Here is a 24,815-nt window from a genome sequence, read left to right on the forward strand (position 1 = left end):
CAATAAAATATGGAAGATACATTCAGTAATTTGGCAACATACGGGTATATAGGACTTTTTTTATACTCTTTAGGCGGCGGATTCATCGGACTTGTAGCAGCAGGTGTTTTGAGTTTTATGGGGAAGATGGATTTGACACTTTCAATCAGTATTGCCTTTTTGGGCAATGCGCTTGGAGATGTTTTACTTTTTTGGCTGACAAGATACCAGAAGTCTATGATGGTTGAGGGGTTGCGAAAGCACAGACGTAAACTCGCACTTGCACATATACTTATAAAAAAACATGGGGATTGGGTTATTTTTATTCAAAAGTTTATATACGGTTTAAAAACTGTCGTACCGATTGCAATAGCATTGACAAAATATGACTTTAAAAAGTTTGCAATATTAAATATTTTTGCAGCTGCTGTGTGGGCTTTGGCATTTGGTCTGAGCAGTTACTACTTCGGGGCTGTTTTGAGTAAGTTTGCCCTGTATATTAATGATAACAAATGGATAGCCCCTGTGATTTTACTTACTATCGGCGGAGCAGTTTGGATCTATCTGGAAAAGGCTACGAAAAAAAAGTAGCTTGAAAGAGAGTAAGAGTAAAAAGCCAAAAAGCTTTTTACTTTTCTACCTTGGGACCTGCTGCAGAGAAGTCAAATTCGCTGTCGGCATCCTGGTATCTTTTAAAGTTTTCCACAAACATATCTGCAAGTTTGTCGCGGGTTGCGTCAAAGGCCTCTTTGTCTTCCCAGGCATTTCTGGGGTTTAAAAGGTCAGGGTTGATATCTCCCAGTGTTTTAGGTACCTGCAGTCTGAATGTCTCTGTCGTATCAAATTCACTTTCATTGATGGTACCGTCAAGTATGGCATTGATGCATGCACGGGTGTCTTTTAAACTCATACGTTTGCCGACACCGTATCCTCCACCGGTCCAACCTGTGTTGACAAGGTAAACATTTACATTGTGTTTGTCAATTTTTTCGCCGAGAAGTTTGGCATACACTGTAGGATGCAGGGTCATAAATGCTTCACCGAAACATGCAGAGAACGTTGCAACCGGCTCGGTAATACCACGTTCTGTTCCGGCAACTTTTGCAGTGTATCCGCTGAGGAAGTAGTACATTGCCTGTTCTCGGGTCAGTTTTGAAACCGGAGGCAGTACACCAAACGCATCGGCAGAGAGAAAAATAATGTTTTCAGGGTGTCCTGCCATTAAATCAGGCTTGTGGTTTTTTATGTGTTCAATAGGATAAGAAACACGGGTGTTTTCGGTTTTGGAACCGTCATCATAGTCAACTTCACCGTCATCATGCATAACAACATTTTCCAAAAGTGCATCTTTTTTGATTGCACCGTAAATTTCAGGTTCACTTTTTGCGTCAAGGTTAATGACTTTTGCATAACATCCCCCCTCAAAGTTAAAGACGCCGTAATCATCCCAACCATGTTCGTCATCACCGATGAGGGCACGTTTTGGATCTGTTGAGAGTGTTGTTTTTCCGGTTCCGCTCAGTCCAAAAAACAGAGCAGTGTCTCCGCGTTCTCCAACATTTGCAGAACAGTGCATGGAGAGTTTTCCGTCAAGCGGCAGCCAGTAGTTCATCATTGAAAAAATACCTTTTTTCAATTCACCGCCATACCAGGTACCACCGATTATAGCCATGTTTCTTTCGATATCAAAGAGAACAAAAACTTCAGAGTTCATGCCGTGTTCTTTCCATTTGTCATTGACAGCTTTACAGGCATTTAAAACAGTAAAATCAGATTTAAATGATGCAAGTTCGGAAGGAGTGGGGCGAATAAACATATTTTTAACAAAATGAGACTGCCAGGCAATCTCTGTCACAAAACGAATAGATTTTTTTGAAGCGGGACTTGCGCCACTGTATACATCAGTCACATAAAGATTTTTCCCAGAAAGCTGTTCACGGGAAAGATCCAGAAGCTCATTGAAAATTTCTTCACTGATTTTTTGGTTGACATCTCCCCATGCTATGTATTTATTAGATGGTTCACGGTCAACAAAATATTTGTCTTTGGGTGAACGGCCTGTAAATATACCTGTATCTACAGCAGTTGCACCTGTTTTGGTTTTTCTTACTTCACCATTTTCAAGTTCATGCTTGATTAATTCATCATAGTCAAGGTTATGATAAATTTTTCCGACATTTTTAAGTCCTAAATCTTCTAATTCTTTTGTTATGCTCATAGTTTACCTTGTGGTATATGTAATAATTGATACTTTTTAGCAGTGTATCATCTCTAGAGCGAAATTATACTACTTCTAAACATAAATTAAAAGTAAAATAGATTGTTTTTCAAAATATTATAGAAAAGAAAAAGATATTCGCAAAAAGTTTGAAAAAGAAAATTGGTTTAAGGATTTTTTGGTAGAATTTTACTCTTCATTTACTACAGCTCGATTAACTCAGTGGTAGAGTACTACCTCGACAAGGTAGGAGTCACTGGTTCAAATCCAGTATCGAGCACCATCATAACAAAATTTATAAAAAAATCACATATTTGTTACTTAAGTTCCATTGCTTTTTATTCCAAAAGATGTATAATCATAAAAAACAGACAGGAGTATACAATGGAAAGAAAAATTATAATCGAAGGTGATATTTCTATAGTAAGTCTGAGCAATGTCGGGACTTTTGAGGAATTTAATTTAGAAAACGAGGAAATCAACGAAGAATCAGAAATAAAAAGCATTATGGAAGAGATTGATGCTTATGCGCAAAGCGGTGAGCTTGATGCTGTAACTGACGTATGTACATATAAAGTCATGAACGGTGAGGAGATTGAGTATCTTGCATGTGCTGATGAAGAGAATGAAGAAAAAGAAATTTCAATGGAGAGTTTTAAACTGGTCAATCAAACACTCAAACCTATTAAAAACCTCTTAACAAAGGCATGCAAGGGCGATATAATATATCTAAGAAAAGAGCAGGGAAAAGCAAATATAATGCTGAGTCTTGAAATAAACAACAGCGATGAGGCTATGAGCTTTTCCTATTTTGACTGCAGTACAGACCTGGATGAGTATGATTTATTGCGTGAGAGTTACTATGATGTAGTCTGTGATACTTTTTTACCAGAATCCCTGGCAACACAGGAGAATAAAGCTACTGTAGAAAATTTTGTTTTTGAACCGCAGATTATTTACGGGGAACTGTATAAAGTCATAGAAAATGAAGAGGGGCTGAAATCTTTACAAAAAATAGAATTTCCAGGATATTATTTTCAAGATGCCCAAAGAGATATTGACGAATAGGGAGATTATTTAAAGGGCATTTTTGACATGATAATCTCTTTTTGATCTACATAGCGCCTGCAGTTTTTTCCTCCCAGACTTTTACAGGTTTCTTGCCAAAGTCTGGAGTGCCCATCATTTCTTACAGCATTTTGATGGAGTTTAAAAAGAAGAGCATGGGCATATTCATGAGGGATTACATCCGAAATCATATAAGGCATACTCTCCTGCATTACCTTTTTGTTTAAAAATATCTTTATCTTTCCGTTTTTGTAAGAGGTCAGACCATAAAGTCTTCCCGGCACTTTATCTGTAATAATAATTGGAAACCTGTAAATGAAACCAAAATTGTCCTGCATGTGTTGTAAAACATCCTGCTCTTTTGCCTGTATTTGATTGATATATGTTTGCGGAAGAGGATTGTGCTTAAATTGATAGCTTTTGTAGGAGTTGAAAATGAGAATACTCCCAAAAATAAAGATGACAGCTATAAAAATGTATTCAAGTTTTTTACCAAAGATGTTGCAGTCCTGTTTGGTGGAGCTGTGCGGAATCGAACCATTCCAAAAATAAGCCTCTTTTTGAATTGGCTTTAAAAAAGTGGTATATATTGTTGTGCATAAGTTTTTTTATTATCCTTTTTTATGCTAATTTTGAGAGTAATTTTTAATGATGTTTTCACACTCTGTTTTAAATTTTGGCAAAGCATTTCTTATTATCCATTCAATAATTGCAAGATTGACACCTTCATAATCGTGAGCTATATATGTTCTGACATCATACATGCCTTTTAGGTCTTTATCTTCAAAATTTGAGAGTATCTCGTTACTATGCGATTGTTTTAGTTTGTTAAACTGTTCAGCTATGGCAGTCAGATGCATAAGTATCGCAGCTCTGTAAATTGCTACATCTTCCAGCGCTTTGACAACTCCTCCTGCTTTTTTAACAGTTTGTTCAATGTAGTCTATTTTTTCAATTATGAGATAAACTTTGCTTATAGACTCTTTAGACATAAATTGCTCTATCGATGATGAACTTTTTAGCAGTTTTTCCCATCCCTGTACTATCAGCTAAATCAACTTTTATGCCAAATGCTTGAGTGAGTTCATTTTGTATCTCTTGTATGCGGGATATTGCACCAAAACCATACCTGCTGGCAAATTCAGGCTTTGCTTCTACAAGAATATCTATATCGCTATTCTTGTCAGCTTCATCACGAGAGTAAGAGCCAAAGAGCGCTTTGATGACAAACCCCTCTTTTTCATACTCTGATTTAACATTTTTTAAGTATGATAATATTTGGCTTTTCTCCATGAACTGCACCTATATTTTTTTTTAATTATACTACATAATTACTTATTTAATTTATTAATTTTCATAAGACTGTTCTGCAAAAATTGAGAGTTGTTTTCGACCAAGGAAAAATTTGGACCATTTGGATGAACAGGCATCCCTTAATTTGGGTATTTATAATAGGTTTTTAGTGGGATTAAAAAATTGTTGGATGGTGGAGCTGTGCGGAATCGAACCGCAGTCCGAAACCTGGCTACTCCCAACGTCTACATGCTTAGAAAGGTTGTTTAATCTCGTCTTGCTTCACACAACCTGCAAAGCTACGCAAGACCAGTCTCAAGGATTCGTCTTGAGCTGAGACAGACTCAAGATATATCTAAATGAAGGGTTATACTTCGAGTCCTGCTTATTTAGAATCCACAGGTGAAGCAGCCCGCCTCTTTAAGAGGGGTTAAAACTTAAGCTACTGCTAAAGCTGGGCGATAATTTGTATTGTTTGCGTTTAAGCAATTGTGAGCCGTCTAACGGAATGCTCAGTCCGACATGCAGTTGGGAGCCACCAGATCCCGTCGAAACCAGGTCAGCCCCATATTTATTACTTATTTTAAAAGTAATAATATATTATACCAAATATATTTGTTAATTTGTAAATAGTAGGATGCTTTTTTAGCTGGTTTATTTTATCCATGCTGCTATTTTATCTGAGAATTTTGTGATTTTGGCAGTTAAAAAAGAGAGAAAGCGAGTGTAGTAAAGCAAAATAAAATAAAATTTTTTGCCATTTCTGATTAAGAAAAGAAGAACTTTTTCATAGTAAAGGACTATATCACCTGCCGGTACAGGTTTTATATTTTGAAACTTTTTTATTTTCCTTATAAAAACAGTGATAAAGATACTTAAAAGCAAGGGGTACAGGAAAGGGAGGGCATTCAGCTCTCGCATAATTTCTACAGAAAAGTCTAAAGAAAATGGCAAAGAGAGAATGCTTGCAAGAAGTAAAATCCAAGGCCAAAGCAGAGAAAAACTTGTACTGACCCCAAAAGGAGCTGCAGCCGGCCGAACCAAATACAGCAATCTTATCATAAGCAATGTTGTATTTACAGTGCCGATAACAAGAAGTACGGAAAGCATACTGCTCCAAGGTGCTGCAAAGTACGCGGTATAGCTCTTTAGCAAAAATTTTGCTGTCATGCCGCTGCTATAGGGTACAGCTGCCAATGCAAGAGCAGGTATACAGAGTCCGAGCCATATCGCATATCTTTGCAGTTTATTTGTGCTGCCAAGCATGCCGACACCTAAAAAAAGAGCTCCTTTGCTGAGGCCATGATGCAAAGCAAAAAAAGTGATACCGGACAAGATACTCTTCCAATGCTCAGGCAGATAAAATCCAAAACCTATAAGCATAGTCATAATCCCCATTTGGCTTATGCTTGAATAGGCTAAAAGTGTTTTGGGATTACGTTGTGTCAAGCCTATAATGACTCCGTAAAATTGTGCTAAAAGACCTAAAAGTATAATGCCTGCTGCCCAGTAGAGGGAGATGATCTCTCCTAATGGAAGGAATCGCAACCATCCCAAAAGTCCGGCATTTATCATTGCACCGGAGAGAACTGCACTTGCAGGTGTGGGCGCTACGGGATGCGCAAGAGGCAGCCATACATGTAAACCGATAATCCCTGCCTTTATACCAAAAGCAGTAAAAAGCAACAGGATTACTAAATTTTTATTCGGGTTGTTTATAAATCCTGTTCGTACAGATTCAAATGAAGTTACATCAGATGTCTGCGCCAGTAATAAAAAAGCAACAAAAAGCATCACTTCGCCAATAACAACCAAAATTATATAGACTAATCCTGCATCAAAGGCTTCCTTGTCTTTATTAAAGACGACAAGTCCATATGAAGCAAAGCTCATTAAAGTAAAAAAAAGATAAAAGCTGAAAATATCCTGAGATATTACAAGTCCAAAGTTTCCGGCCATTGCAAGCAGAAAAAAACTATAAAAAGAGATCTGTCTGTCTTCTTTGGAAAAATATGCTTTTGTGTAGATGCCGGCAACAGACCAAAGGAGTGCACTGCCAAGCAAAAAAAGAGTTCCTGTGGCATCGAGTCCGATTTTCATACCAAGAAGCAACCATGGAAAATTCCAATGAGCGATGCTAGGCGAGACAAGTAAAGCGGCAAAAAGTGCAGGGATACCTGCCCATGCAGCAAGCGATAAAGTTATAGGACGGATTTTTTTTAGAGACAACAGGGGAACCAGCATTAGAGGCCAGAGTACACCCAATAAGAGCAGGCTGTTTACAGACGTTTCATACATTTTAAAAAAACTCCCGCTGGGTAATGAGATGCACCCATGCTAAAGGACTCCAGGGAGAAGCGGCGAACAGACCAAAAGAAAGAGCAAAAAATGCTGTAATAAGCGGCGGCCATAAGAGACTGAGTTTTGTTTCCCCTTTTGAAAAATTATGTTCATCAGGCCAGGATTTTGGAGGTGCCAAAAACCATGCTCGATAAAGTATAGGTAAAAAGTATCCTGCATTCAGGAGACTGCTCGCAGCAAGTACAGCTATTACCCACCCCTGCCCGGATTCCAAAGCACCAAGTCCCAGGTACCATTTCGTAATAAATCCTGCAATCGGAGGTATACCGATCATGCCAAGGGCGCCGATAGTAAAAGACACCATAGTCCAGGGCATGCGTTTTGCGATGCCGTTCATTTGGCTTACCTGATGTACGCCAAGTGTTTCTGCAAAATTTCCTGCTCCAAAAAAGAGAGTGATTTTCATAACACCTTGGTGCACAAGATGTATAATTCCCCCTGTTGTTGCGATGGGACCCACTATGGCAATACCAAGGATGATATAAGAAACCTGGCTTATTGTAGAAAAAGCCAGCCTTCGTTTGAGATTATCCTGAAAAAGTGCCCTGAGAGAGCCGTATATGATAGTGATGGAAGCTATAATAGCCAGAGGTGTTGTCAAACCAAGAAAAGCTGCTGTTTCAAGTCCGTATACTTCATATACAACGCGTACTATACCGAATGCTCCTGCTTTGACAACGGCGACTGCATGCAAGAGAGCACTTACCGGTGCCGGAGCCACCATGGCTTGCGGCAGCCATCCATGCAGAGGAAAGAGTGCTGCTTTGACACCGAATCCTGCAATTAAAAGGATGAAAATTGCTACAAGAGCCGAAGAATGCTCTTGCAGTATTGTTTGCACAAATCCTTTTGGCGTAAACTCAAGTGTACCGGTTAATGTATAAAGCCATACTGTTCCCAAAAGTAACAGGGTTCCTCCAATCAGAGTATAGAGAAGGTATCTGCTGCCTGCAAGACGGGACTCTTCAGTACCTCTATGGATAATAAGAGGGTAGGCAGAAAGTGTCAGTATTTCATAAAAAAGCAAAAAAGTGATGAGGTTTCCGGATAAGGCAATGCCAATAGTAGCCGTAATACAAAGATTGAAAAACCCGAAAAAACGGCTGCTATGCGCAGATCCCTCCAGATAACCAATAGCATAGATTGTGGTTATAAACCACAAAACACTTGAAAGCCCTGTAAAAAAAAGAGCAAAAGGTCCGGCACGCAAACTGATATCAAGATTCTGGATAAGCGCAAAACGTATTTCATAATGTTCTCCGTAATAGACACCGACAAACATCCATATGACTAAAACAAGTGTTATGAAAATTCCCCAAAGATTTAAAAAAGTACGGAGCCTATGCTGTTTTTCTGAAAGCCTGAAGATTATCAGAGCGGGTAAAAAAGAGCTCAAAACTACAAACAAGGGTACATATGTATTGAAACTCATGGAGCTGCTCCAATGTTTCCAAAAGGATTTCCGATATGTATCAGCGAAAGCAGTGGTGTGGCAAAAAAACCTGTCAAAACTGCCATTATCGCAAGACACAGAGGTACAAGTTCCATTGAGAGAGGAATGTTTTGTGCCTTTTGTGTACGAGTGGTCTTTGTAAAAGTGAACCCTAAAACCTTGAAAATATATCCTGCAGCCAACAATCCGCCCAGAAGAACTACTGCGGTTATTCCCCAGTTGTTGTCTGCAAGTGATGCTTCAAGGAGAAACCATTTGCCTATAAAACCGCCACTGAGGGGTAATCCGATAATACTCACTCCCGCTAAAGCAAAAGCAGCAGTACTCAAAGGAAGCCTTTGTGCAATACGGTCCAAATCAATGATACGGTCATGCCCGTGAAAATGCAATAAATTTCCTGCTACAAGGAACAAAGCACTTTTTGCCAGTGCATGTGAGAGCATAAGATAGATAAGTGCGCTCCATGCTACAGACACCCCTCCCAAAGCCAAAGAAAAAGCAAGAAAAAGATAGCCTACCTGCGCTACTGTGGAGTAGGCTATGAGCAGTTTCAGCCGAGTCTGCACAAGTGCCTGAACGGAGCCCCATAAAACGGCTATGGATCCAAGTACAGCAAAAAATATTTCAAAATAAAAATTATGCAGAGGGAAGAAAAGAGATATCCATAAGCGCAGTTGTATATATATGGAAGCTTTGATGATGAGCGCCGACAATACTGCACTTATAGGGGCAGGAGCACTGGCATGTGCAGGCGGAAGCCAGAAATGCAAAGGAAAAAGAGCGCTTTTAAGAAGCAAACCGGCACTCATCAGACCCATTGCAGCCCATGCTGCAGGGGTAGATTCTATTGTATTTGAAAGAATGGCAATATCTACACTTCCAAAACCATGATACAACAGAGCGACGCCTAAAAGATAAGCAAGCGAGCCAAGCAGTGTCACTAACAAATACCGCATAGCTCCTGTCAGTGCCTCTTTTGTATTGCTCAAAGCAGTCAGGGCGGCGGAGGCCAGTCCGATAAGTTCCAAAGTTACATAAAAATTAAAGATATCCTGCGATAAGAAAAGGGCATTAAGCCCGGCTATGAGAAACAGCCAGATTGGCCAAAACCAAAGAGACTGTGTCTGCGTAAAATATTTTCCTGCATAGACACTTGCTCCGACTCCGATGAGTGCAGTTAGCCCAAGCATAACAAGACTTAAACCGTCTATGTAAAGGTTTATACCCAAGGGTGCATCCCAGCCGCCTACAAGATGATAAAAAGCACCTCGCGTACGTAGTTTCAGAGCAATAAAAACTACAAAAAAGAGTGTGAGTATGAGTGTGGAAATACCGATAGCTTTATTGAATTTCGGCAAAAGAAAAGAGAACAATCCTCCTAAAATCGGCAATAAAATCAAAAAAACTTCCCAAGGGGTTGCTAATACAAGTTTTAAATACATCACTTTTCTTCCAGGCTTGAAAGCTCTGCTTTGCCTGTTTTTAATGCAATTTTTATCATAAAAACCAGGGCCAGGGCCGTTGCGGATATAGCAACAACTATCCCCGTAATGACCATGGCATGCGGTACCGGGTCCGGCTGTGTGCCTGCAGTGCGCATGGAGAGGGAGACAAGTAAAAGAAAAACACCGCTTCCCATAATGTTTATGGCAAGCAGTTTTCGCAAAAGATGGGCCTGTACAATGAGTGTATACAAACCTGTACAAAAAAGTCCGATTCCGGCGACAGCATAGAAAAACAGTGTGCTCACTTCTCTTCCTTTGGTTGTGCAAAAATAGTAAAAAAAAGATTAAACAGAGTTATTGCTATTGAAACAGTTGCAGCGGCTTCAAGAATAAAAATGAAATAAGAAGCCTCTGTTGCAGAAAATTCAAGAAGTGTATCAGAAAACAGTAGTGTGATTGCCGAAACAAGAACAAAAGCAAGCAAACCTGTACTTGCAAGAAGTCGTACAAAGAAATTTTTATAAGACAAATCAAGTTTCCACCCGCTTAAAAAGATTAAAATTCCAGTAGCACTTAAAATAGAACCGGCCTGAAAAGCACCGCCTGGAGCCTGCGCTCCAATCCATAAAATATAAGCACTCAGCAAAAGCAATACAGGAACCAAAATCCCTCCCAATCTTTTTAATACAGGGCTTTTTAAAAGAGACTTCGCCTCTCTTGCTGAACTGCCCAATGAATAAACTCCCAAAAGAGCAATAAACAAAACCGCCATCTCAAGGAGGGTGTCATAGGCACGGAAGTTCATCAATACCGCTGTTACAGGATTGGAAACACCGCTGTTTTGCATTTGTGAGCCTACTGTTTGGGCAAGACCCTGTGTCTGTTGAGGTAAAGATAAAACGGTATACGTTAAGCCTGCAAAAAGAAGAGCTGTTAAAATGAATGTAAAAAAACGTACCATACTTTATACCCTCTCTTGTTTTAATCTATATTCATTTTCTTGAGTTTGACCAAAGCACTTAACAGCAGTGCCCCTGTAAGCCCGGCACCAATAACCACTTCGGCCATAGCCACATCGTAAGCACCCAACCGTCCCCATGCAACAGATATTAACAAACCAAAGACGATAAAAAAGACAATAGCCTGAAACAAGTCTTTACATGTAAGTGTTTTATAGGCAACAAGCAACAATGAACTTGAGAGTAACATGTCAAAGACAAATTCTACGATTGCTAACGTTTCCATATTTTTATTCCATTGCGAAATGCGTTTTTTGCGATTAAATGTGAGACACCTGCTCCTGCCAAAAAAACCAAAAACCAGATAAGCAGCAGTTTTCCTATCTCAAAGAACGAATCTGCCTGCAAACAGAGTGCAAGTACAATGAAACCGACACCGATATTGTCAGCTTTTGTCAAAGCATGCAATCGGGTATAAACATCCGGCAGCCGTAAAAGCCCGACTGTGCCGGCTAAAAAGAAAACTGCTCCGAACAGGAGAAATATGATAGAGAGAATGTCAATCATTTTCACGCCTTTTTTGGTTTTTTCTGCTATTGCTTTGGACAAAGGCTATTGCAGTGACAGCAGCGAGTGAAGCAAAAAGCAGTGCTATGTTGCGCAAAGCGGCATGTCCGTTTATTTGCGAAAGCAAAAGCAAAATAATGATGGCAATCGTACCAAATAACTGTGATGCCAAGATTCTGTCCTCATTTGTCGGACCATAGGCAAGACGCCATATGCCTGCAATAAGGTTTAGAAATAAAAATACTGCAAGACCTGTATAGATAATATTCATCATTTGCATACCTACAGGGATACAGGAGTTTTAAATCCCGGAGGCTTGACTGCAAGAACCGAACAGTCTATCTGGTTGAGTATGTCTTCTGCTGTATTTCCCATAATGACTCCGGCCAAACCTGTTCGCGCGACAGTGCCCATAACAATCAAATCAATTTGCAGTTTTTGGGCAAACTGGGGAATGATTTTATTTGGCAAACCTCGCAGCAGATGAATATTCGGTTTTAGAAATTTTAACATATCACCGATTTGCGTATGTGCTGCATCACGTAAGAGTGCTTGCAGCTTTGAATCATGCAGATGCTGCATCTCCTGTGCATATTTAATAACTTCTGAATCCGGCATCTTTATAAATGCACCCTGCATGAGTGCTGTTTCTGGAGCATCCCATACATGCAGTACATGTAATTGGGCTAACTCGCTGACAGCAAGAGAACTTGCTATTTGAAGAATTTGATGGTTTAGTTTTTCTTGTGTATCTGGTTCTTCTTCCGTTTCAGTGTCAATATTTACATCGACAGCAGCCATGATATGATTGAAAGATTCAGGGCTGTTTTTTTTGATAAACCAAACCGGACATGGACATTTTCGTAAAAGATGCATATCATTGCTCCCGAACAATCGATGCATCCAACTTGCATTTTCCGGAATTTTGATGACCAGATCATAATTGTCTAGCAAAACATGATAGATTATCTCATAAAAAGGCGTTCCGAAAAATACTTTAATTTCGATATCTGACTGGTTTGAAACAGTCTGTGTCAAATCTTTAAGCTCTTTTGTTTTTTCTTTTTTTAAAAGAGTTTTTACATCCATATCCAAAAAGTTTTTCAAAATACCAAAACTGGCTTTTGAGTTGCTAATAACACTCGCAACTGTCAGTTTTGCCTGATTGTCTGTTGCCAACTTGACAGCGCGTTGCAAAATGCTTTGGCTCGCTTGTGTATCTTCAATAATGCAGAGTATGTTTTTAAATCTTTTCATTTGAACTACCTTGAGTGTTGGTCTTTTTGGAAAATATCTCATCGATATAATCTTCAATGAGCAGGACCTCTTGTTTGATATTTTTACCAATATCCAAAACATGAATCAACAACAAATTATTTTCAATTTCTACTGAAAGTGTACCCGGAAGCAGGTTTAATACATTGACAATCATATCCTGCTGTACTCCTTTTGGAAGATGCAGCTGATACTTTAGCAAACCAGGGTTTATCGGAAGAGCCGGATGAAAAACACGCAACATGACATCAAATCCTCCCAAAAGAGAGCGTATAAGATAAAACGGAATAAATTTCAGGAATGCAGTAAAGTTCCAAAAGACAGGAGGAACAAGGATAAGACTGATTATGGATGAGAGCAATACAGAAGGAACGCCAATCCAAAGAGAAGAGATGTCGCCGTCTGTCAGTATTATCCAAATAATAAAAAATAAAAACATTCTTTTGGAAAGAACAAAAAGAAAACGGGTTCCAATCTGAATATTTTTCATAGTATGACCACCTTGTATAATAACATTGTACACTTTTTTCTCAATATTTTAAAAAGATTCACAGCGGCTCCCTTAGAATGTATTTTAATTCCAGCTCTTTTTCTATAAGTTTATAGTATTCACTGAGGAGTTTTTGTTTTGCCTGAAGTGTTATGATCTCTCTTTGGTTGAGCGTAAGCAGGTTTCCTATGCCAAGCTTGTAGCGTCTTCTTTGCGCATCTTCAACTTTTTGTTTGAGTGTCACCTCTTTTTTTGCAAGATTTATAATCTCTTTTTTTGTTTTTATCTCCTGCAGTACTGTAATGATGGCCGTTCTTAGTTTGCTCTTTTGGAGTGCTATCCTGTTTTGCAGCAAAAGCGTTTCTTTTGTATAGGCACCTTTTTGTCCTTTGTAGGAACTTCGCTGTAAAGGAAGATTGAAATCAAAAGTAGCTTTGTACCCTTCTTTGTATTGCAAATCATAGACACCATAAAAATTGACATCCAGTTTTGGGTACTTTTTGACTTCATTGTACTTTTGTTTAATTGTTATTTCTTTTTCCTTTACATGTAACGCTTTGAGAAGCAAACTGTTTTTAAAGGCTGTTTGAACTGCTTGATCCTGCAGCAGCTCCAAAGAACTTTGTTTGGGTAATTCCGAAAGTGTATACTTGGCATCAAAATCTTTTTTGCTAATATTGAGATATTGCAAAAAAGAATAAAAAACTTTTTGAAATTGCATATTTGTCAGTACAACTCTCTGTTTTCTGTTGATAATTTCACTTTCTATCTCTGTTAATGCTATTTGCGGCAATTTTCCGGTTTGAATACTTTTGTCAATGAATGCAAAATTAATATATGCTTTGTTGAGAAGTTCTCTGTTTGCTTGGAGCAGTTCTTTGTGAAGCAAAAGTTTATAATAGAGCTTTGATACATCAAGATAAAATTTGATTATTTTGTCTTGTGATTGCAGTTTTGCTATTTTTGTCTTTTGTTGGGCAAGAGAGAGATTCTTTTGGTTTTTGCTGATGCTGTTAATGATATTGAAAACTGGAAGATGCAGGTTGACAATGGCTTCTCCCTTTTTGGATGTTTTTATGTTGTTGTACTCCTGTGTTCCTGTTGCTTTTCTGTATGCGGCTGAAAATTCCACTCCGTTTCCAAGAGACTGCCTGAGTCCTGCTTTTGTAAACTCTGATGTAGAGAGCGGGTACTCTTTTTTTTCATATTTTGCATCAAGTTTTATATCAAAAGCACCTTTGTAGAAAATCTCATTGTATTCTTTAATGTAAATATCACCCACTTTTTCGTAGTAAAAAGGGTTTTTTTCATTAAAATAGTTTATGATGTCTTTTTGGACAAATACTTCCTGAGCAAAACCGTAACTGCATAAAAGAACGATAAGCAAGCTTTTTATCTGCATTTAAAAACTCGATTCATCTATTTTTACATGGACCATTTTTGGCGGTTGTGCCGATATGAGTCTCCATATTTCATACCAGATAGGAACCGTTGAGAGCCGTACCCATATCTTTGCCTGTGTTCCGTTTCTTAAAAGATGTGACGGAGGCCATTTGCTGTCTTTTTCATTTTCTACAACAAGTGCATAGTAGTTATTCTGATCATATGCCGTTTGTTCTGTTGTAGCGATTTTTCCGCCGTATGTTCCGTGAGAGATTTTTGGCCATCCGGAAATCTGCAGAGCAGGCCATCCGTAAAATATTATACGGGCTTCAAGGCCTTTTTTAATGAGTGGCATATTGAAGTTGGAGACTTCAAGGCGGATGGCCCTTGTTGTTACTTTTGGAACAAAAAAGAGAATCTTCTCCCCTTTTTTGAGAAGTTTGTTTGTGTCATTTTGATAGATTCTGACCACATAACCATCTGATTTGGCTTTAATGTCTTTATTCTCATAGCGTAAAAGTTTTACACTTTCGTTTTGCAGATTCTTTTTAAGTGTATTTATGCTGTTCTTTGTTTCCAGCAGTCTGTTTTTTATGGTGTTTATCTTTTGTGTAAGTGTATTGAAAATCGCATCTTTTTCATTTTGGAGTACTGATATCTCTTTGTAGGCATTTTCTATTTTTGTGTTTATTATTGAAAGTTCTGCTTTGGTTGATATGTACGCATTGTTTTGTACCTCCAGTGCTCTTTTTGATTCTATACCGTCTTGAAAAAGTTTTTGCGTTCTTTTAAAGTTGATATAGGCAATTTTTTCCTGACTGGTCAGTGCGGTTTTTTTCTCCTGCAGAGCAAGGATTTTATTTCTTTGCTGTGATATTTTTGTAGTAAAAGCTTTCATTTTGTTTTCAAGGTTTTCTTTTTGATTGGTGAGGTTGTTTTTTAGATTTTCAAGTTTAATTGCAAGATTGCTTATCTGGTTTTGTGTCTGCTGTTGGATATCCTGGAGCCTTTGCAGATAATCTTTGTCCAAATCTCTCATTGAAAAAAGAAGTTCCCCTTTTTTGACTTCCTGATTTTCTTGCACATAAAACTTCTCTATTACGCCATCAACGGTTGCAACTATGTTGTACTCCCGTTCAGTAGGGTTTAATGCGATTACTTTTCCTATACCGAAAACAGTTTGTTGCCATGGCAAAAAAAGCAAAACTATGAAAATTGATATAATAGAGAAGGTAATAAGCATCCAGTGTTTTATAAACTTATGCGGTTCGACGAGTTCCAATGATTTGTATTTTTTCACGTTTCTTCACTTTCAAAGACTTTGGAGAGTTTGTCGATTTTGTAAAAACCCTCAATCATGTCATAAATATAATCTATTTTTTCAATAAACTCTTTTAAGGCACCGACAACAGAGATAATGAGGATCTCAGCTGCAACGAACTCTCCAATAGGGACAATGCCTTCAAAAACAAGATAACCGCCCAAAATGAAGAAGGATGCCAAAATAAATCCTTCTGTAACAAAAGTAAGCGCAACCTGTTTGATGATTATTGCAAACATTTGCTGTCTTTTTGAAATGTATTTTGTCAGATATCCATCCAGTCTGGATGATATGCTTTGGCTTGTATCGTTTAAGAAGGGAATACTTTGCAAAAAGTATATGGCATTATGTTTTGCATCAGACCGTGCGACTGCATTTTTTGGACTTTTTCTTCCTAAAAATAAAATCATAATCGCAAATATAATTATAAAAACCACGCCCAGTACAAAGAAGGAAACATCAAACAGAAGAAGAAGCAGCAGGCTTATGACAACTTTGATAATAAGGCTGGAACCATTGAGGAGCAAAATCGGAAAAAGTTTCTGTATGTGTACAACATCAAAAAAGTAGTTCATATATTTGTCGATTTTATCTTTGTTTTGAAGGTTATTTTTATTGTTGATCGCAAGTTCAGAGACTTTAATGGCATTTTTTACAAATATTTTTTGCTCAAATTTTTCTATGATGTACTCTTTTATGACTTGCAAAATTGCAATAAGTGAAAAAATGACAATTACGACAATGCTTAAGACAGTAATGGAGATAGAAGCATGTGCCAGTACGCTGTTAATAATAAATGCTGAGGTCAACGGACTCACAAGCAGTAAAATTGCTTCAATAACAGAATAGTACAGAAGATAAAAAATATTTTTTTTATCTTTTGATGCAATACTTTTGAGCTGCTTGAAAACATTACTAAAAATTTCTTCATTTGTCATGTTGTTTTTTGCCCCTAAATCTAAATTATGCCATACAAAACTGCTTTATATGCTTGAATACCGCTGCCGAACCATTTTTTCAATGGCAACTGTAACATAAATCAGCACTCCAACGGCAAATATATTGAGCCAGTCATGCAAACTGATCGGTGCAGTATGAAACATTTTATTCATAATCGGCAGATATGTCAGGGCAACAGAAGCGCCTATCATACAAAAAATACCGATCCATATCCAGAGATTGCTGAAGAGTCCCAGCTTAAATATGGAAAAACGCAGTGAACGGGAATTGAGCAAATAAAAAGATTCTCCAACGGCAAAAACATTGACTGCTATTGTGCGGGCCTCTTCCAAACTGTTTCCGTGCATGAGTGCCAGTTCAAATAAGCCAAAAGAGCCGCCTAGGAGCATTGTACCCACTAAAAAGATACGAATCAGCATCTCTTTTCTTAGTATCGGAGTAGATGGCGGATGCGGCGGTTTTTGCATCAAACCTGGTTCCTGCGGTTCAAATGCCAGGGCCAGTCCGAGAAAAACTGCAGCTGTCATGTTGATCCACAAAGCCTGAACAGGAAGAATCGGGAGTGTGACATTTGCTAAAATAGCAACCATGATGACAAGCCCCTCTCCAAGATTTGTTGCCAATATGAAACCGATAAACTTGATAATATTTTCCAGTACAGCCCGTCCCTCTTCGACAGCTGCCTCTATAGAAGCAAAATTATCATCAGTCAGTACCATATCTGCCGCTTCCTTGGCAACTTCTGTCCCTGTGATCCCCATAGCAATTCCGATATCGGCTCTGCGAAGCGCAGGGGCATCATTGACACCGTCTCCTGTCATTGCAATAATTTCATTGTTCTTTTGGAGGGCTTCGACGATACGCAGTTTTTGTTCCGGTGTTACTCTGGCAAATACCGAAGCATTTTTTGAAGCTTCGAGCATTTCTTTTTCTTGTAAATTATTCAGTGCATTTCCTGTAATGACGACACTGTTTTCATCTTTTTGCGCAGAATGGATTAATCCCATCTGCCTGGCAATTGCTGTGGCTGTTATGGCATGGTCCCCTGTAATCATTTTTACATCTATGCCTGCTGTTTTGCATGCTTCAATCGAAATTATTGCCTCTTCTCTTGGCGGATCTATCATACCCTGAAGACCGATAAACTCCAAATTATGAGAGATATGTTCATGTTCGAGTGTTATTTTGTGCTCTATGACAAGTCTGGCAAAGGCCAAGACCCTTAAGCCTTTTTTTGCCATAGACTCCACCTGCATAAAAATGTCATTTTCATCGAGAGGGACAGGCTCGCCGTTTATATCCAAAACAGTACTGCATCGCTGGGTAATACTCTCTGCAGAACCTTTTACATAAATGATATATTTGTTTGTTTTTTTGTCAAAATGCAGAGTTGCCATATACTGATATTGCGATTCAAAGGGGATCGCATCTATCCTTGGCATGTCAGCTCTTAATGTGTCAGTGTCTATTGCCGCTTTTTTTGCACAGACCAGCAATGCTCCCTCCGTAGGATCTCCTTCTATGCTCCATGCCTTTTCACTCTTTTTGAGTGTGGAATCATTGCATAAAACTCCTGCTTTGAAGAGTTCCAAAAGAGTCCGGTTCTTGCCGCTGTCATAATTTTTGTTTTCTTGGAGGATCTCTCCATCGGGTGAATACCCGACTCCGCTTATCTCAAATTTCTCATTTGCGCAGTAGAGTTCCTGGACGGTCATTTCATTGCGTGTCAATGTCCCTGTTTTGTCTGAACAGATTATTGTGGTGCTTCCCAGGGTTTCTACAGCCGGAAGATGGCGAATGATTGTATTTCGTTTGGCCATGCGTGCGACACCGATAGCCAAGATAATTGTCATAACAGCAGGCAGACCTTCGGGTATCATGGCAACACTCAGAGCAATGGATGCCATAAACAACTCTTCCCAGGATTTACCGTGCCATAGCCCTACAGCAAATGTGACTGTTGCCAAAAAGAGAATTACCAACAATAAGAGATGACTGAATTTGGATATTTTACGTGTCAAAGGAGTATCCAATACGGTTGCATCATTGAGCAGCTTTGAAATATGACCTATTTCTGTCTCATCGCCTGTTGCAACAACAACACCTGTGCCTGTACCGTATGTGACAAAAGTTGACGAATAGAGCATATTGGTACGATCCGCAAGAGAAACATCTTCGGGAAGTATTGTATCTGTTTTTGAAACAGGGGTTGATTCTCCTGTAAGGGCGGATTCGTCTATCTGCAGTTCACGGGATGAGAGAAGTCGCATATCAGCAGGGACTTTGTCTCCTGACTGCAGCAACACAATATCTCCAACCACAAGTTTTTTTGCATCAATCTGCTGTTTTTTTCCGCCACGCAACACAGTGCTTACTGTAACTAAAGACTCTGACAAAGCGGCCAGTGCATTGAGTGCTTTGTTCTCCTGGATGAATCCTATGATGGCATTGAGCAAAACAACACCAAAGATCACACTGGCATCAACGTAGGCACCCAGATATATTTTTATGACAATAGCCGCCAGCAAAATATAGACCAGTGCCTGATTGAATTGACTTAAAAAACGAAGGAGTGCAGATTTTGTTTTTTTGACACTTAAAAGATTCGGACCATATTGTTTGTACCTTTTTATTGCCTCATCTTCTTGAAGTCCTTTATTCAAATCCGAGCTTAAGGTTTCCAATATCTTTTTTTGATGAAGAGCATGCCAGCTGTTTTTCATATCTAACCCTGTTTTTATTTTAAAATCAGGTAAATGGTACTCTTTTTTAGCTTAATGATAAATGTTATCGTAAAGGGATAGACCATTTGGCATAGTAGGCAATAAGCCTGAGGGTCAGTGCAGCAAAAAAGAGGATAGAGATATTTGTATACGTGGTTACATGTAAAGTATGCAGTGCATATAAAATAACGGCAATAAGAATAGAAACTGTTCCGTAAAAACCTGTTTTTAAAACAAAAGGTACTTCGTTGATGATGACATCACGTGCAATTCCTCCCCCTACTGCGGTCAGAAAGGACATGGCAATAATGCCTGTGAGATTGAAACTGCTCTCTATGGCGATCAGTGCCCCCGAGATACTGAATGAGACCAGACCGATAGAGTCGCTTAAAATAAAAAGAGCTTTGTTCTCGATAGAGTTGCGGTGATGAAATTTAAAAATGATAAGAAGCAGCAAAACAGAGATGACAATCAGTGCCGGATAGTTATGCGAAAAAGTAAAAGGAATTTTTGCTACGGTAACATCTCTCATGATCCCGCCGCCAAGAGCCGTTAGAAATGTAGCGACTAACACACCGAGCAGGTCAAGTCTGTTTCTGGTTGCCACAAAAAAGCCACTCATTGAAAAAGCGATAATGCCTATGTACTCTGCTATTTCAAACACAGAGCAAGCCCTTCAACTATTGCTTTTTTTTCCAGGGTTTTGATTTTTTTCTCAAGTGAATCAACGGTCTCTTCAGGGAGTATTTGTAATGATTTTTGCAAGATGATTTTTCCCTCATCATAATTTTCATTGACTTCATGAATGGTGACACCGCTTGTTTTTTCTCTGTTTTGTATGACAGCTTCATGTACAAAGCGTCCATACATGCCGGCACCGCCATATTTTGGCAGTAGAGAGGGATGCGAATTGATTATTGTAAAATTAAATGTAAGCGAAGGAGGGAGCTTTTTCATGTAACCTGATAAAAAAACACATTCGCATTGATACTCTTTCAGCAGCCGGTAAATAGTTTTATCAGGATCCGTATCTGTCTTTGCATTGACAAGTTTACATGTAAGCCCATATTTTTTTGCTTTTTGCAAAACCTTGGCATCTGTGTTGTTTGAAATCACCAAGGCAATGTTGAGCGATAAAATTCCTGCATTGACAGCTTCAAAGATGGCATCGAGACCGCTTCCGTTATGCGATGAAAGTATAGCTATGTTCTTCATGTTTTCTACCTGATTTTGAGTGTGATGAGTGCCAAAATATTCGAAAGAATAGCAATGATCCAAAAACGGACGATAATTTTGTTTTCCGCCCATTTTTTCATTTCAAAATGATGGTGAATCGGTGCCATTAAAAAGACCCGTTTTTTACGGAGCTTGAAGCTGCCTACCTGAAGAATAACGGAAAGCGTCTCTATAACGAAGATGGAACCGATAAGCAGCAGAAGTATCTCACTTTTACTGATAATTGCCAGATATCCCAAAAATGCGCCTATGGTCAAAGAACCGCTGTCTCCCATAAAAACTTCTGCAGGATGGCAGTTGTACCATAAAAATCCTGTAAGCGCACCTATGAGGGCACTGGCAATAATGGCTACTTCACTGACCTCAAAATGAGGCATGAGCAGGTAAGCACTGATTTTGACATTGCCTATAATATAGATGATAATACTGAAAGTGGCAAGGGCAACGATGGAAGGCACTGTTGCAAGACCGTCGAGTCCGTCTGTCAGGTTGACCGCATTGGAAGTGGAAATAATGACCAAAACCCATAAAAGAACGGCAAATGCACCCATGTCAAGAAGAGGTGTTTTTAAAAAAGGCACATATAAATCGGTGTTAAAATCAGCAAAGTAACATAAAAAACACGAAACAGCAAGGGCTGAAATGATTTGAAGCAGCAGTTTTGTTCTTGCTTTAAAGCCTGCAAGGTTTTCATTTTTTTTGATTTTTGCAAAATCATCCCAAAAGCCTATGAGTGAAAAAAGCACAAGGGTAAGCAGTCCGGCCAAAGCATACGCATTGTCAAGACGGACTGTCAGGAGTGTGGCAATAATGGTAGCACCTATAAAGACGATGCCTCCCATTGTAGGCGTCGAGACTTTTTCCTGATGTCTTTGCGGTGCCCATTCGTTAATAGGCTGCACACTGGATGTTTTTTGGGCCCAGCGTATAAATTTTGGCATTAAGTACAATGTAAGAGTGAGGGCAATAAAAAAAGCGATTCCGGCACGAATAGTAATATAGCCTAAAATATTTATGTCGAGAAACTGATGTATAAAATATAGCAATATTTGTCCTGATTAGAGTCTTGTTTGTTATTTGAAAGTGACATTATAGTTTATATGATAATTTAAGTCAAATTTAAGAAGATTTTATAAAAAGTGTTACAAAAAGTAATAAAATTATTGAACACGTTTTTGATAGAGGCTTAAAAGTATTTCTAATTTACCCTCTATATTATGTAAAGTTTTTGAATATTCAGAATGTTTGTTTTGGGTATTTAAAAGCTCTAAATGTCTTTTCTCTAAAGAGTCAATTTTATTATCATGCTTTTGGAACTTAGCAACAATGATACCATAATGAGTGAGTAAAAGAATAACAACACCTACAATTTCTATACTTGTACTAAGTTCCATATACAATAACTTCCTAGAAAGTTACTGTACGCATAGAGATAATTACAACTTTATCAGCTTTGATTCCATTGTAAGTTTTACCGACAAGAGCATTAATGATTTGCTCCTCATCAACAGTAGTTTTGGCAAGAAAACGCAAATAGTTACGTTTTTTAGTTGCATCCTCTTCATAAAAGATTGTAACATCCTCAGCCTCAGTGACAACATCAGAACCAGCAACGCTTGTTTCAGCAAGAACAGCATAAGTGCCCTCAAGAACAGCATCAGCAAATGTTTGTGCATTTACATCATCAGCAGGAACATAGATATTGTAGGTTTTTTCCCCGACCTTATTTCTAATAAGTGATTGTGCCATATTTTACCCCTTAATTTCTATCATAAAGCAAATTTAAATATGTTGCTTTAATTGCACTAGCAGGATGAGCGTCAAACGCACCAACAACAACAGATTTAAAATCTGATTTAGTAGCACCGGCTTTTACATGCGGTACAGTGAATGAAGTAGAAAGATTTGCATCTCTATCCCCACAACTAAAACGTTTACGATTCAATTCGGCAGGTGTAGCAACAGCAGTTCCGCCGGTAGATTTTTCATCAAATACATGAACCTCACCATCCATAAGGTCAGTAAGTGCAGTTAAATCACCGGCACTTGCAGTAACATCAAGAGTTTTGACAGTACGACCTTTTACAACTTGTTTTATATACGACATAGTTAATTTTCCCCCTTAACTTTATTCAGACGCAATGAAAGTATAGAAGATTTGAAAAAATAAAAAAAGTGTAAATTTCAAAATTATAAAAAGCCCATTTCAAGGGGATTAAAAGGATATGATTCAGGAAGATATTTTACACTACTCAAAAAAAAAGAAAATGATTACAATGTTTTATCTATTTTAAATAGAAATAAAACAAAAAAAAAGAGGAAACAATGGGATTATCATCAAATCAATTTAAAGAATTAATGACAAAAGGATATCAAAAAAGATACAAAGACAACAACAATGGAGAAAGTGAATTAAGATGCTTTGAGTGTGGGGAAAAAGCACAACTATTAAAAAAAAGCAGTAAATGGCGAATAAGATGCAACAATGGGCATAAATGGCAAATGTATAAATATCTCCTTGAATATACCATTATGAGAGACGGAATAACGAAGTGTGCAATAGAAACAAAGTGTGACATAGGATTATAAGAAAAAAGTCGAATAAAGGCACTTAAAATGATTATCTTAATGTATTTAATAAAAAAATGGAAACTGAAAAGAAAGAATAAACTGAAAAGAAAGACAAAAGAACAAAAAAGACGATAAAAGACTTTTAAAAAGTTGTAACTTCAAGCTTCACTCAGGAATTGAAAGAGATGATGAGCTAAAAAAATCAACACCCCCAAACATTCGTACGCTTAAATAGATTTTAGCCATTTGTTAGCCTAGAAGTAGCTGACATGAGCCAAAGGCTCAGGTAAGCTACTACTAAGCTAAAAATAGCACCGGACACATAAGCGAACGAAGGTTTGGGGGAGATGATTTTTTTTCAAAGCCCAACACCTGCACAGAAAAAAAACACCCACACAAACAAAGAAAAATTAATCTGATTCGAGAGAATTACTTAAAAACGGTTTTATCATATCAACACGGAGAGCTAACTCAGAATAAGAGTGAGATTTTAAAAAGATATATAACTTTTTTCGCCAGGTGTCGTTAGGGGATTTTTTCCAATCTTGAATCGTAGAACGAGGAACCCCGAGAAGCCTGGTTATATCAGAATCAGAAAGCAAATCATTTTTTTTTGACATATTAAAACCTTTTAATTTTTATAAAATAATAATAAAAAAAACTTAATAAAAGTTAAAAAAATAACGGTAATCGGAATATTTAATATAAAATTATAACGAAATTCGGTATAATTATAGAGTAATAGGAAGAAAGAGGCGAGAGCAGGAACTCTCAACCCCGACACTTTTAATCGTGTGGGAGCATTATAGCATAATGCTAACAATAAAGGAAATCTATCATGTTAAAAGATTTATATACAGAGCTTGAAGAAATCAACGAAGACGAGGGAATATACACAATAGGAGATGATTTGTGCAATACCTTTATGAATGGAAACTTTACAACAGGTGTAAAAGAGATGAGAGAATTGAACATCACTTCCAGAGAATTATTAAGATACCTGGAAGAAAAAGCGGAGGAATACGGATGCGAACTAAAAGAATTGTACTACGGACATTTTACGGCGGACTTTTGGATAGCCTTAGGCTCAGAAAATATATAAAAAAAGAGGGTGTTAAAATGAGTATCAAAAAAATAAATATATTAAGAGATATGTTCCTAGAATCAAAACCAAACGCAACAGCAAAAGAGGTAGCACATTTTATAAAAGATATAGAAACGTGCATAAAATTAAGCAATCTAAAAACTAAAAAAATAAGAAGTGGGCTTTAAAAGCTCACTTAAACAAAGGAAAAAAAAATGAAAAAGAAAGAACTAAGAAAAATTGCATTAGATGAAATAATTTTTCTCATCAAAGAGGCAAAAAAACAAAAAGTAGATAAAAGAGGTTACAACGTAGGAAGACTATCCGGAATGAATACAATCCTCTATTTTAACGACACAATAACAGAAAGAGAATCCCAAAAATTACACAACATAGTCAGAAAACTAATATTAGGCGAAATATAAACAC

At 38.0% G+C, this 24,815-nt stretch carries 32 protein-coding genes, 1 tRNA gene and 1 other RNA gene; 8 read left to right on the forward strand and 26 right to left on the reverse strand.

The window, feature by feature from the left end; translation table 11 throughout:
- Nucleotides 1-9: 9 nt before the first annotated feature.
- On the forward strand, nt 10-570 hold the full coding sequence (locus MNY28_RS07470) for a DedA family protein (RefSeq protein ID WP_151900942.1): 561 nt from the start codon (nt 10-12) through the stop codon (nt 568-570).
- A gap of 37 nt (nt 571-607) precedes the next feature.
- Here the strand turns inward: MNY28_RS07470 and pckA are convergent, their stop codons facing one another.
- Nucleotides 608-2,197, reverse strand: a complete 1,590-nt coding sequence (pckA, locus tag MNY28_RS07475) for a phosphoenolpyruvate carboxykinase (ATP) (protein ID WP_151900941.1) — start codon at nt 2,195-2,197, stop codon at nt 608-610.
- A gap of 208 nt (nt 2,198-2,405) precedes the next feature.
- Here pckA and MNY28_RS07480 point away from each other — a divergent pair.
- Both MNY28_RS07480 and MNY28_RS07485 read left to right on the forward strand, forming a co-directional pair.
- A tRNA-Val gene (locus tag MNY28_RS07480) sits at nt 2,406-2,480 on the forward strand.
- Between the two features lie 101 nt (nt 2,481-2,581).
- On the forward strand, nt 2,582-3,265 hold the full coding sequence (locus MNY28_RS07485) for a hypothetical protein (protein WP_151900940.1): 684 nt from the start codon (nt 2,582-2,584) through the stop codon (nt 3,263-3,265).
- Nucleotides 3,266-3,270: 5 nt separating this feature from the next.
- Here MNY28_RS07485 and MNY28_RS07490 read toward each other — a convergent pair whose 3' ends face one another.
- The gene (locus tag MNY28_RS07490; RefSeq protein WP_230973257.1) at nt 3,271-3,603 is read right to left on the reverse strand and encodes a SprT-like domain-containing protein; all 333 of its coding nucleotides are present in this window, start codon (nt 3,601-3,603) and stop codon (nt 3,271-3,273) included.
- Nucleotides 3,604-3,675: 72 nt separating this feature from the next.
- Here MNY28_RS07490 and MNY28_RS07495 point away from each other — a divergent pair, with 72 nt between their 5' ends.
- Nucleotides 3,676-3,840 (forward strand): hypothetical protein, encoded by a 165-nt coding sequence (locus tag MNY28_RS07495; RefSeq protein WP_346389392.1) that lies wholly within the window; start codon nt 3,676-3,678, stop codon nt 3,838-3,840.
- 51 nt (nt 3,841-3,891) lie between these two features.
- Here MNY28_RS07495 and MNY28_RS07500 read toward each other — a convergent pair whose 3' ends face one another.
- The 23 genes from MNY28_RS07500 to MNY28_RS07610 form a co-directional block, all read right to left on the reverse strand.
- Nucleotides 3,892-4,257, reverse strand: coding sequence for a HepT-like ribonuclease domain-containing protein (locus MNY28_RS07500; RefSeq protein ID WP_346389393.1), 366 nt, complete (start codon nt 4,255-4,257; stop codon nt 3,892-3,894).
- Nucleotides 4,250-4,558, reverse strand: a complete 309-nt coding sequence (locus MNY28_RS07505) for a nucleotidyltransferase domain-containing protein (RefSeq protein ID WP_346389394.1) — start codon at nt 4,556-4,558, stop codon at nt 4,250-4,252. Before MNY28_RS07505 ends, MNY28_RS07500 begins: the two co-directional genes overlap by 8 nt.
- Nucleotides 4,559-4,749: 191 nt before the next feature.
- Nucleotides 4,750-5,125, reverse strand: a transfer-messenger RNA (tmRNA) gene (gene ssrA, locus MNY28_RS07510).
- An 87-nt stretch (nt 5,126-5,212) separates the two neighbouring features.
- Nucleotides 5,213-6,856 carry a proton-conducting transporter membrane subunit gene (locus MNY28_RS07515; protein WP_346389395.1) on the reverse strand — a complete coding sequence of 548 codons (1,644 nt, stop codon included), beginning with the start codon at nt 6,854-6,856 and terminating at the stop codon, nt 5,213-5,215.
- A gap of 1 nt (nt 6,857) precedes the next feature.
- Nucleotides 6,858-8,351: a proton-conducting transporter membrane subunit gene (locus MNY28_RS07520; RefSeq protein ID WP_346389396.1), complete on the reverse strand. Its 1,494-nt coding sequence runs from the start codon at nt 8,349-8,351 to the stop codon at nt 6,858-6,860.
- Nucleotides 8,348-9,814: a proton-conducting transporter membrane subunit gene (locus MNY28_RS07525; RefSeq protein ID WP_346389574.1), complete on the reverse strand. Its 1,467-nt coding sequence runs from the start codon at nt 9,812-9,814 to the stop codon at nt 8,348-8,350. Before MNY28_RS07525 ends, MNY28_RS07520 begins: the two co-directional genes overlap by 4 nt.
- Nucleotides 9,814-10,122, reverse strand: coding sequence for an NADH-quinone oxidoreductase subunit K (locus MNY28_RS07530; protein WP_151900936.1), 309 nt, complete (start codon nt 10,120-10,122; stop codon nt 9,814-9,816). The genes MNY28_RS07525 and MNY28_RS07530 overlap by 1 nt, the downstream gene beginning before the upstream one ends.
- Complete coding sequence (mbhE, locus tag MNY28_RS07535; protein ID WP_151900935.1) at nt 10,119-10,778, reverse strand: hydrogen gas-evolving membrane-bound hydrogenase subunit E; 660 nt, start codon at nt 10,776-10,778, stop codon at nt 10,119-10,121. Before mbhE ends, MNY28_RS07530 begins: the two co-directional genes overlap by 4 nt.
- Nucleotides 10,779-10,798: 20 nt before the next feature.
- A complete protein-coding gene (locus tag MNY28_RS07540) occupies nt 10,799-11,062 on the reverse strand; it encodes a DUF4040 domain-containing protein (protein WP_346389397.1) in 264 nt (87 codons plus the stop codon).
- Nucleotides 11,050-11,343 (reverse strand): monovalent cation/H(+) antiporter subunit G, encoded by a 294-nt coding sequence (mnhG, locus tag MNY28_RS07545; RefSeq protein ID WP_346389398.1) that lies wholly within the window; start codon nt 11,341-11,343, stop codon nt 11,050-11,052. Before mnhG ends, MNY28_RS07540 begins: the two co-directional genes overlap by 13 nt.
- Entirely contained in the window at nt 11,336-11,617 is a 282-nt protein-coding gene (locus MNY28_RS07550; RefSeq protein WP_346389399.1) for a monovalent cation/H+ antiporter complex subunit F, read from the reverse strand. Before MNY28_RS07550 ends, mnhG begins: the two co-directional genes overlap by 8 nt.
- 8 nt (nt 11,618-11,625) lie before the next feature.
- Nucleotides 11,626-12,600, reverse strand: coding sequence for a universal stress protein (locus MNY28_RS07555; RefSeq protein ID WP_346389400.1), 975 nt, complete (start codon nt 12,598-12,600; stop codon nt 11,626-11,628).
- The gene (locus MNY28_RS07560) at nt 12,587-13,108 is read right to left on the reverse strand and encodes a Na+/H+ antiporter subunit E (RefSeq protein ID WP_346389401.1); all 522 of its coding nucleotides are present in this window, start codon (nt 13,106-13,108) and stop codon (nt 12,587-12,589) included. Before MNY28_RS07560 ends, MNY28_RS07555 begins: the two co-directional genes overlap by 14 nt.
- 58 nt (nt 13,109-13,166) lie before the next feature.
- Nucleotides 13,167-14,510 (reverse strand): TolC family protein, encoded by a 1,344-nt coding sequence (locus tag MNY28_RS07565; RefSeq protein ID WP_346389402.1) that lies wholly within the window; start codon nt 14,508-14,510, stop codon nt 13,167-13,169.
- Nucleotides 14,511-15,791 carry a biotin/lipoyl-binding protein gene (locus MNY28_RS07570; protein ID WP_346389403.1) on the reverse strand — a complete coding sequence of 427 codons (1,281 nt, stop codon included), beginning with the start codon at nt 15,789-15,791 and terminating at the stop codon, nt 14,511-14,513.
- Nucleotides 15,788-16,750, reverse strand: coding sequence for an ABC transporter ATP-binding protein (locus MNY28_RS07575; protein ID WP_151900927.1), 963 nt, complete (start codon nt 16,748-16,750; stop codon nt 15,788-15,790). The genes MNY28_RS07570 and MNY28_RS07575 overlap by 4 nt, the downstream gene beginning before the upstream one ends.
- Before the next feature lie 45 nt (nt 16,751-16,795).
- The gene (locus MNY28_RS07580) at nt 16,796-19,495 is read right to left on the reverse strand and encodes a cation-transporting P-type ATPase (protein WP_346389404.1); all 2,700 of its coding nucleotides are present in this window, start codon (nt 19,493-19,495) and stop codon (nt 16,796-16,798) included.
- A gap of 64 nt (nt 19,496-19,559) precedes the next feature.
- Nucleotides 19,560-20,159 carry a TRIC cation channel family protein gene (locus MNY28_RS07585; RefSeq protein WP_346389405.1) on the reverse strand — a complete coding sequence of 200 codons (600 nt, stop codon included), beginning with the start codon at nt 20,157-20,159 and terminating at the stop codon, nt 19,560-19,562.
- Entirely contained in the window at nt 20,147-20,710 is a 564-nt protein-coding gene (locus tag MNY28_RS07590; protein WP_346389406.1) for a phosphoribosylglycinamide formyltransferase, read from the reverse strand. The genes MNY28_RS07585 and MNY28_RS07590 overlap by 13 nt, the downstream gene beginning before the upstream one ends.
- Nucleotides 20,711-20,715: 5 nt before the next feature.
- Nucleotides 20,716-21,777 (reverse strand): phospho-N-acetylmuramoyl-pentapeptide-transferase, encoded by a 1,062-nt coding sequence (mraY, locus tag MNY28_RS07595; protein WP_151901544.1) that lies wholly within the window; start codon nt 21,775-21,777, stop codon nt 20,716-20,718.
- Nucleotides 21,778-21,891: 114 nt separating this feature from the next.
- A complete protein-coding gene (locus MNY28_RS07600; protein WP_346389407.1) occupies nt 21,892-22,125 on the reverse strand; it encodes a hypothetical protein in 234 nt (77 codons plus the stop codon).
- A gap of 13 nt (nt 22,126-22,138) precedes the next feature.
- A complete protein-coding gene (locus MNY28_RS07605) occupies nt 22,139-22,480 on the reverse strand; it encodes a hypothetical protein (protein WP_346389408.1) in 342 nt (113 codons plus the stop codon).
- Nucleotides 22,481-22,490: 10 nt separating this feature from the next.
- Nucleotides 22,491-22,838, reverse strand: a complete 348-nt coding sequence (locus MNY28_RS07610) for a hypothetical protein (RefSeq protein WP_346389409.1) — start codon at nt 22,836-22,838, stop codon at nt 22,491-22,493.
- Nucleotides 22,839-23,056: 218 nt separating this feature from the next.
- Between MNY28_RS07610 and MNY28_RS07615 the strand changes: the two genes are divergently transcribed.
- Complete coding sequence (locus MNY28_RS07615; protein WP_346389410.1) at nt 23,057-23,320, forward strand: hypothetical protein; 264 nt, start codon at nt 23,057-23,059, stop codon at nt 23,318-23,320.
- Nucleotides 23,321-23,712: 392 nt separating this feature from the next.
- Here MNY28_RS07615 and MNY28_RS07620 read toward each other — a convergent pair whose 3' ends face one another.
- Nucleotides 23,713-23,922, reverse strand: a complete 210-nt coding sequence (locus tag MNY28_RS07620) for a helix-turn-helix domain-containing protein (RefSeq protein WP_346389411.1) — start codon at nt 23,920-23,922, stop codon at nt 23,713-23,715.
- Between the two features lie 218 nt (nt 23,923-24,140).
- Here MNY28_RS07620 and MNY28_RS07625 point away from each other — a divergent pair, with 218 nt between their 5' ends.
- From MNY28_RS07625 to MNY28_RS07635, 3 genes are read left to right on the forward strand one after another with little or no spacing between them, the layout of a single operon-like run.
- The gene (locus MNY28_RS07625; RefSeq protein ID WP_346389412.1) at nt 24,141-24,404 is read left to right on the forward strand and encodes a hypothetical protein; all 264 of its coding nucleotides are present in this window, start codon (nt 24,141-24,143) and stop codon (nt 24,402-24,404) included.
- A gap of 17 nt (nt 24,405-24,421) precedes the next feature.
- A complete protein-coding gene (locus MNY28_RS07630) occupies nt 24,422-24,574 on the forward strand; it encodes a hypothetical protein (protein ID WP_346389413.1) in 153 nt (50 codons plus the stop codon).
- Nucleotides 24,575-24,601: 27 nt separating this feature from the next.
- Nucleotides 24,602-24,811 carry a hypothetical protein gene (locus tag MNY28_RS07635; protein WP_346389414.1) on the forward strand — a complete coding sequence of 70 codons (210 nt, stop codon included), beginning with the start codon at nt 24,602-24,604 and terminating at the stop codon, nt 24,809-24,811.
- Nucleotides 24,812-24,815 lie beyond the last annotated feature (4 nt).

Source organism: Sulfurimonas sp. NWX367 (assembly GCF_039667065.1).
Lineage (GTDB): Bacteria > Campylobacterota > Campylobacteria > Campylobacterales > Sulfurimonadaceae > Sulfurimonas > Sulfurimonas hydrogeniphila.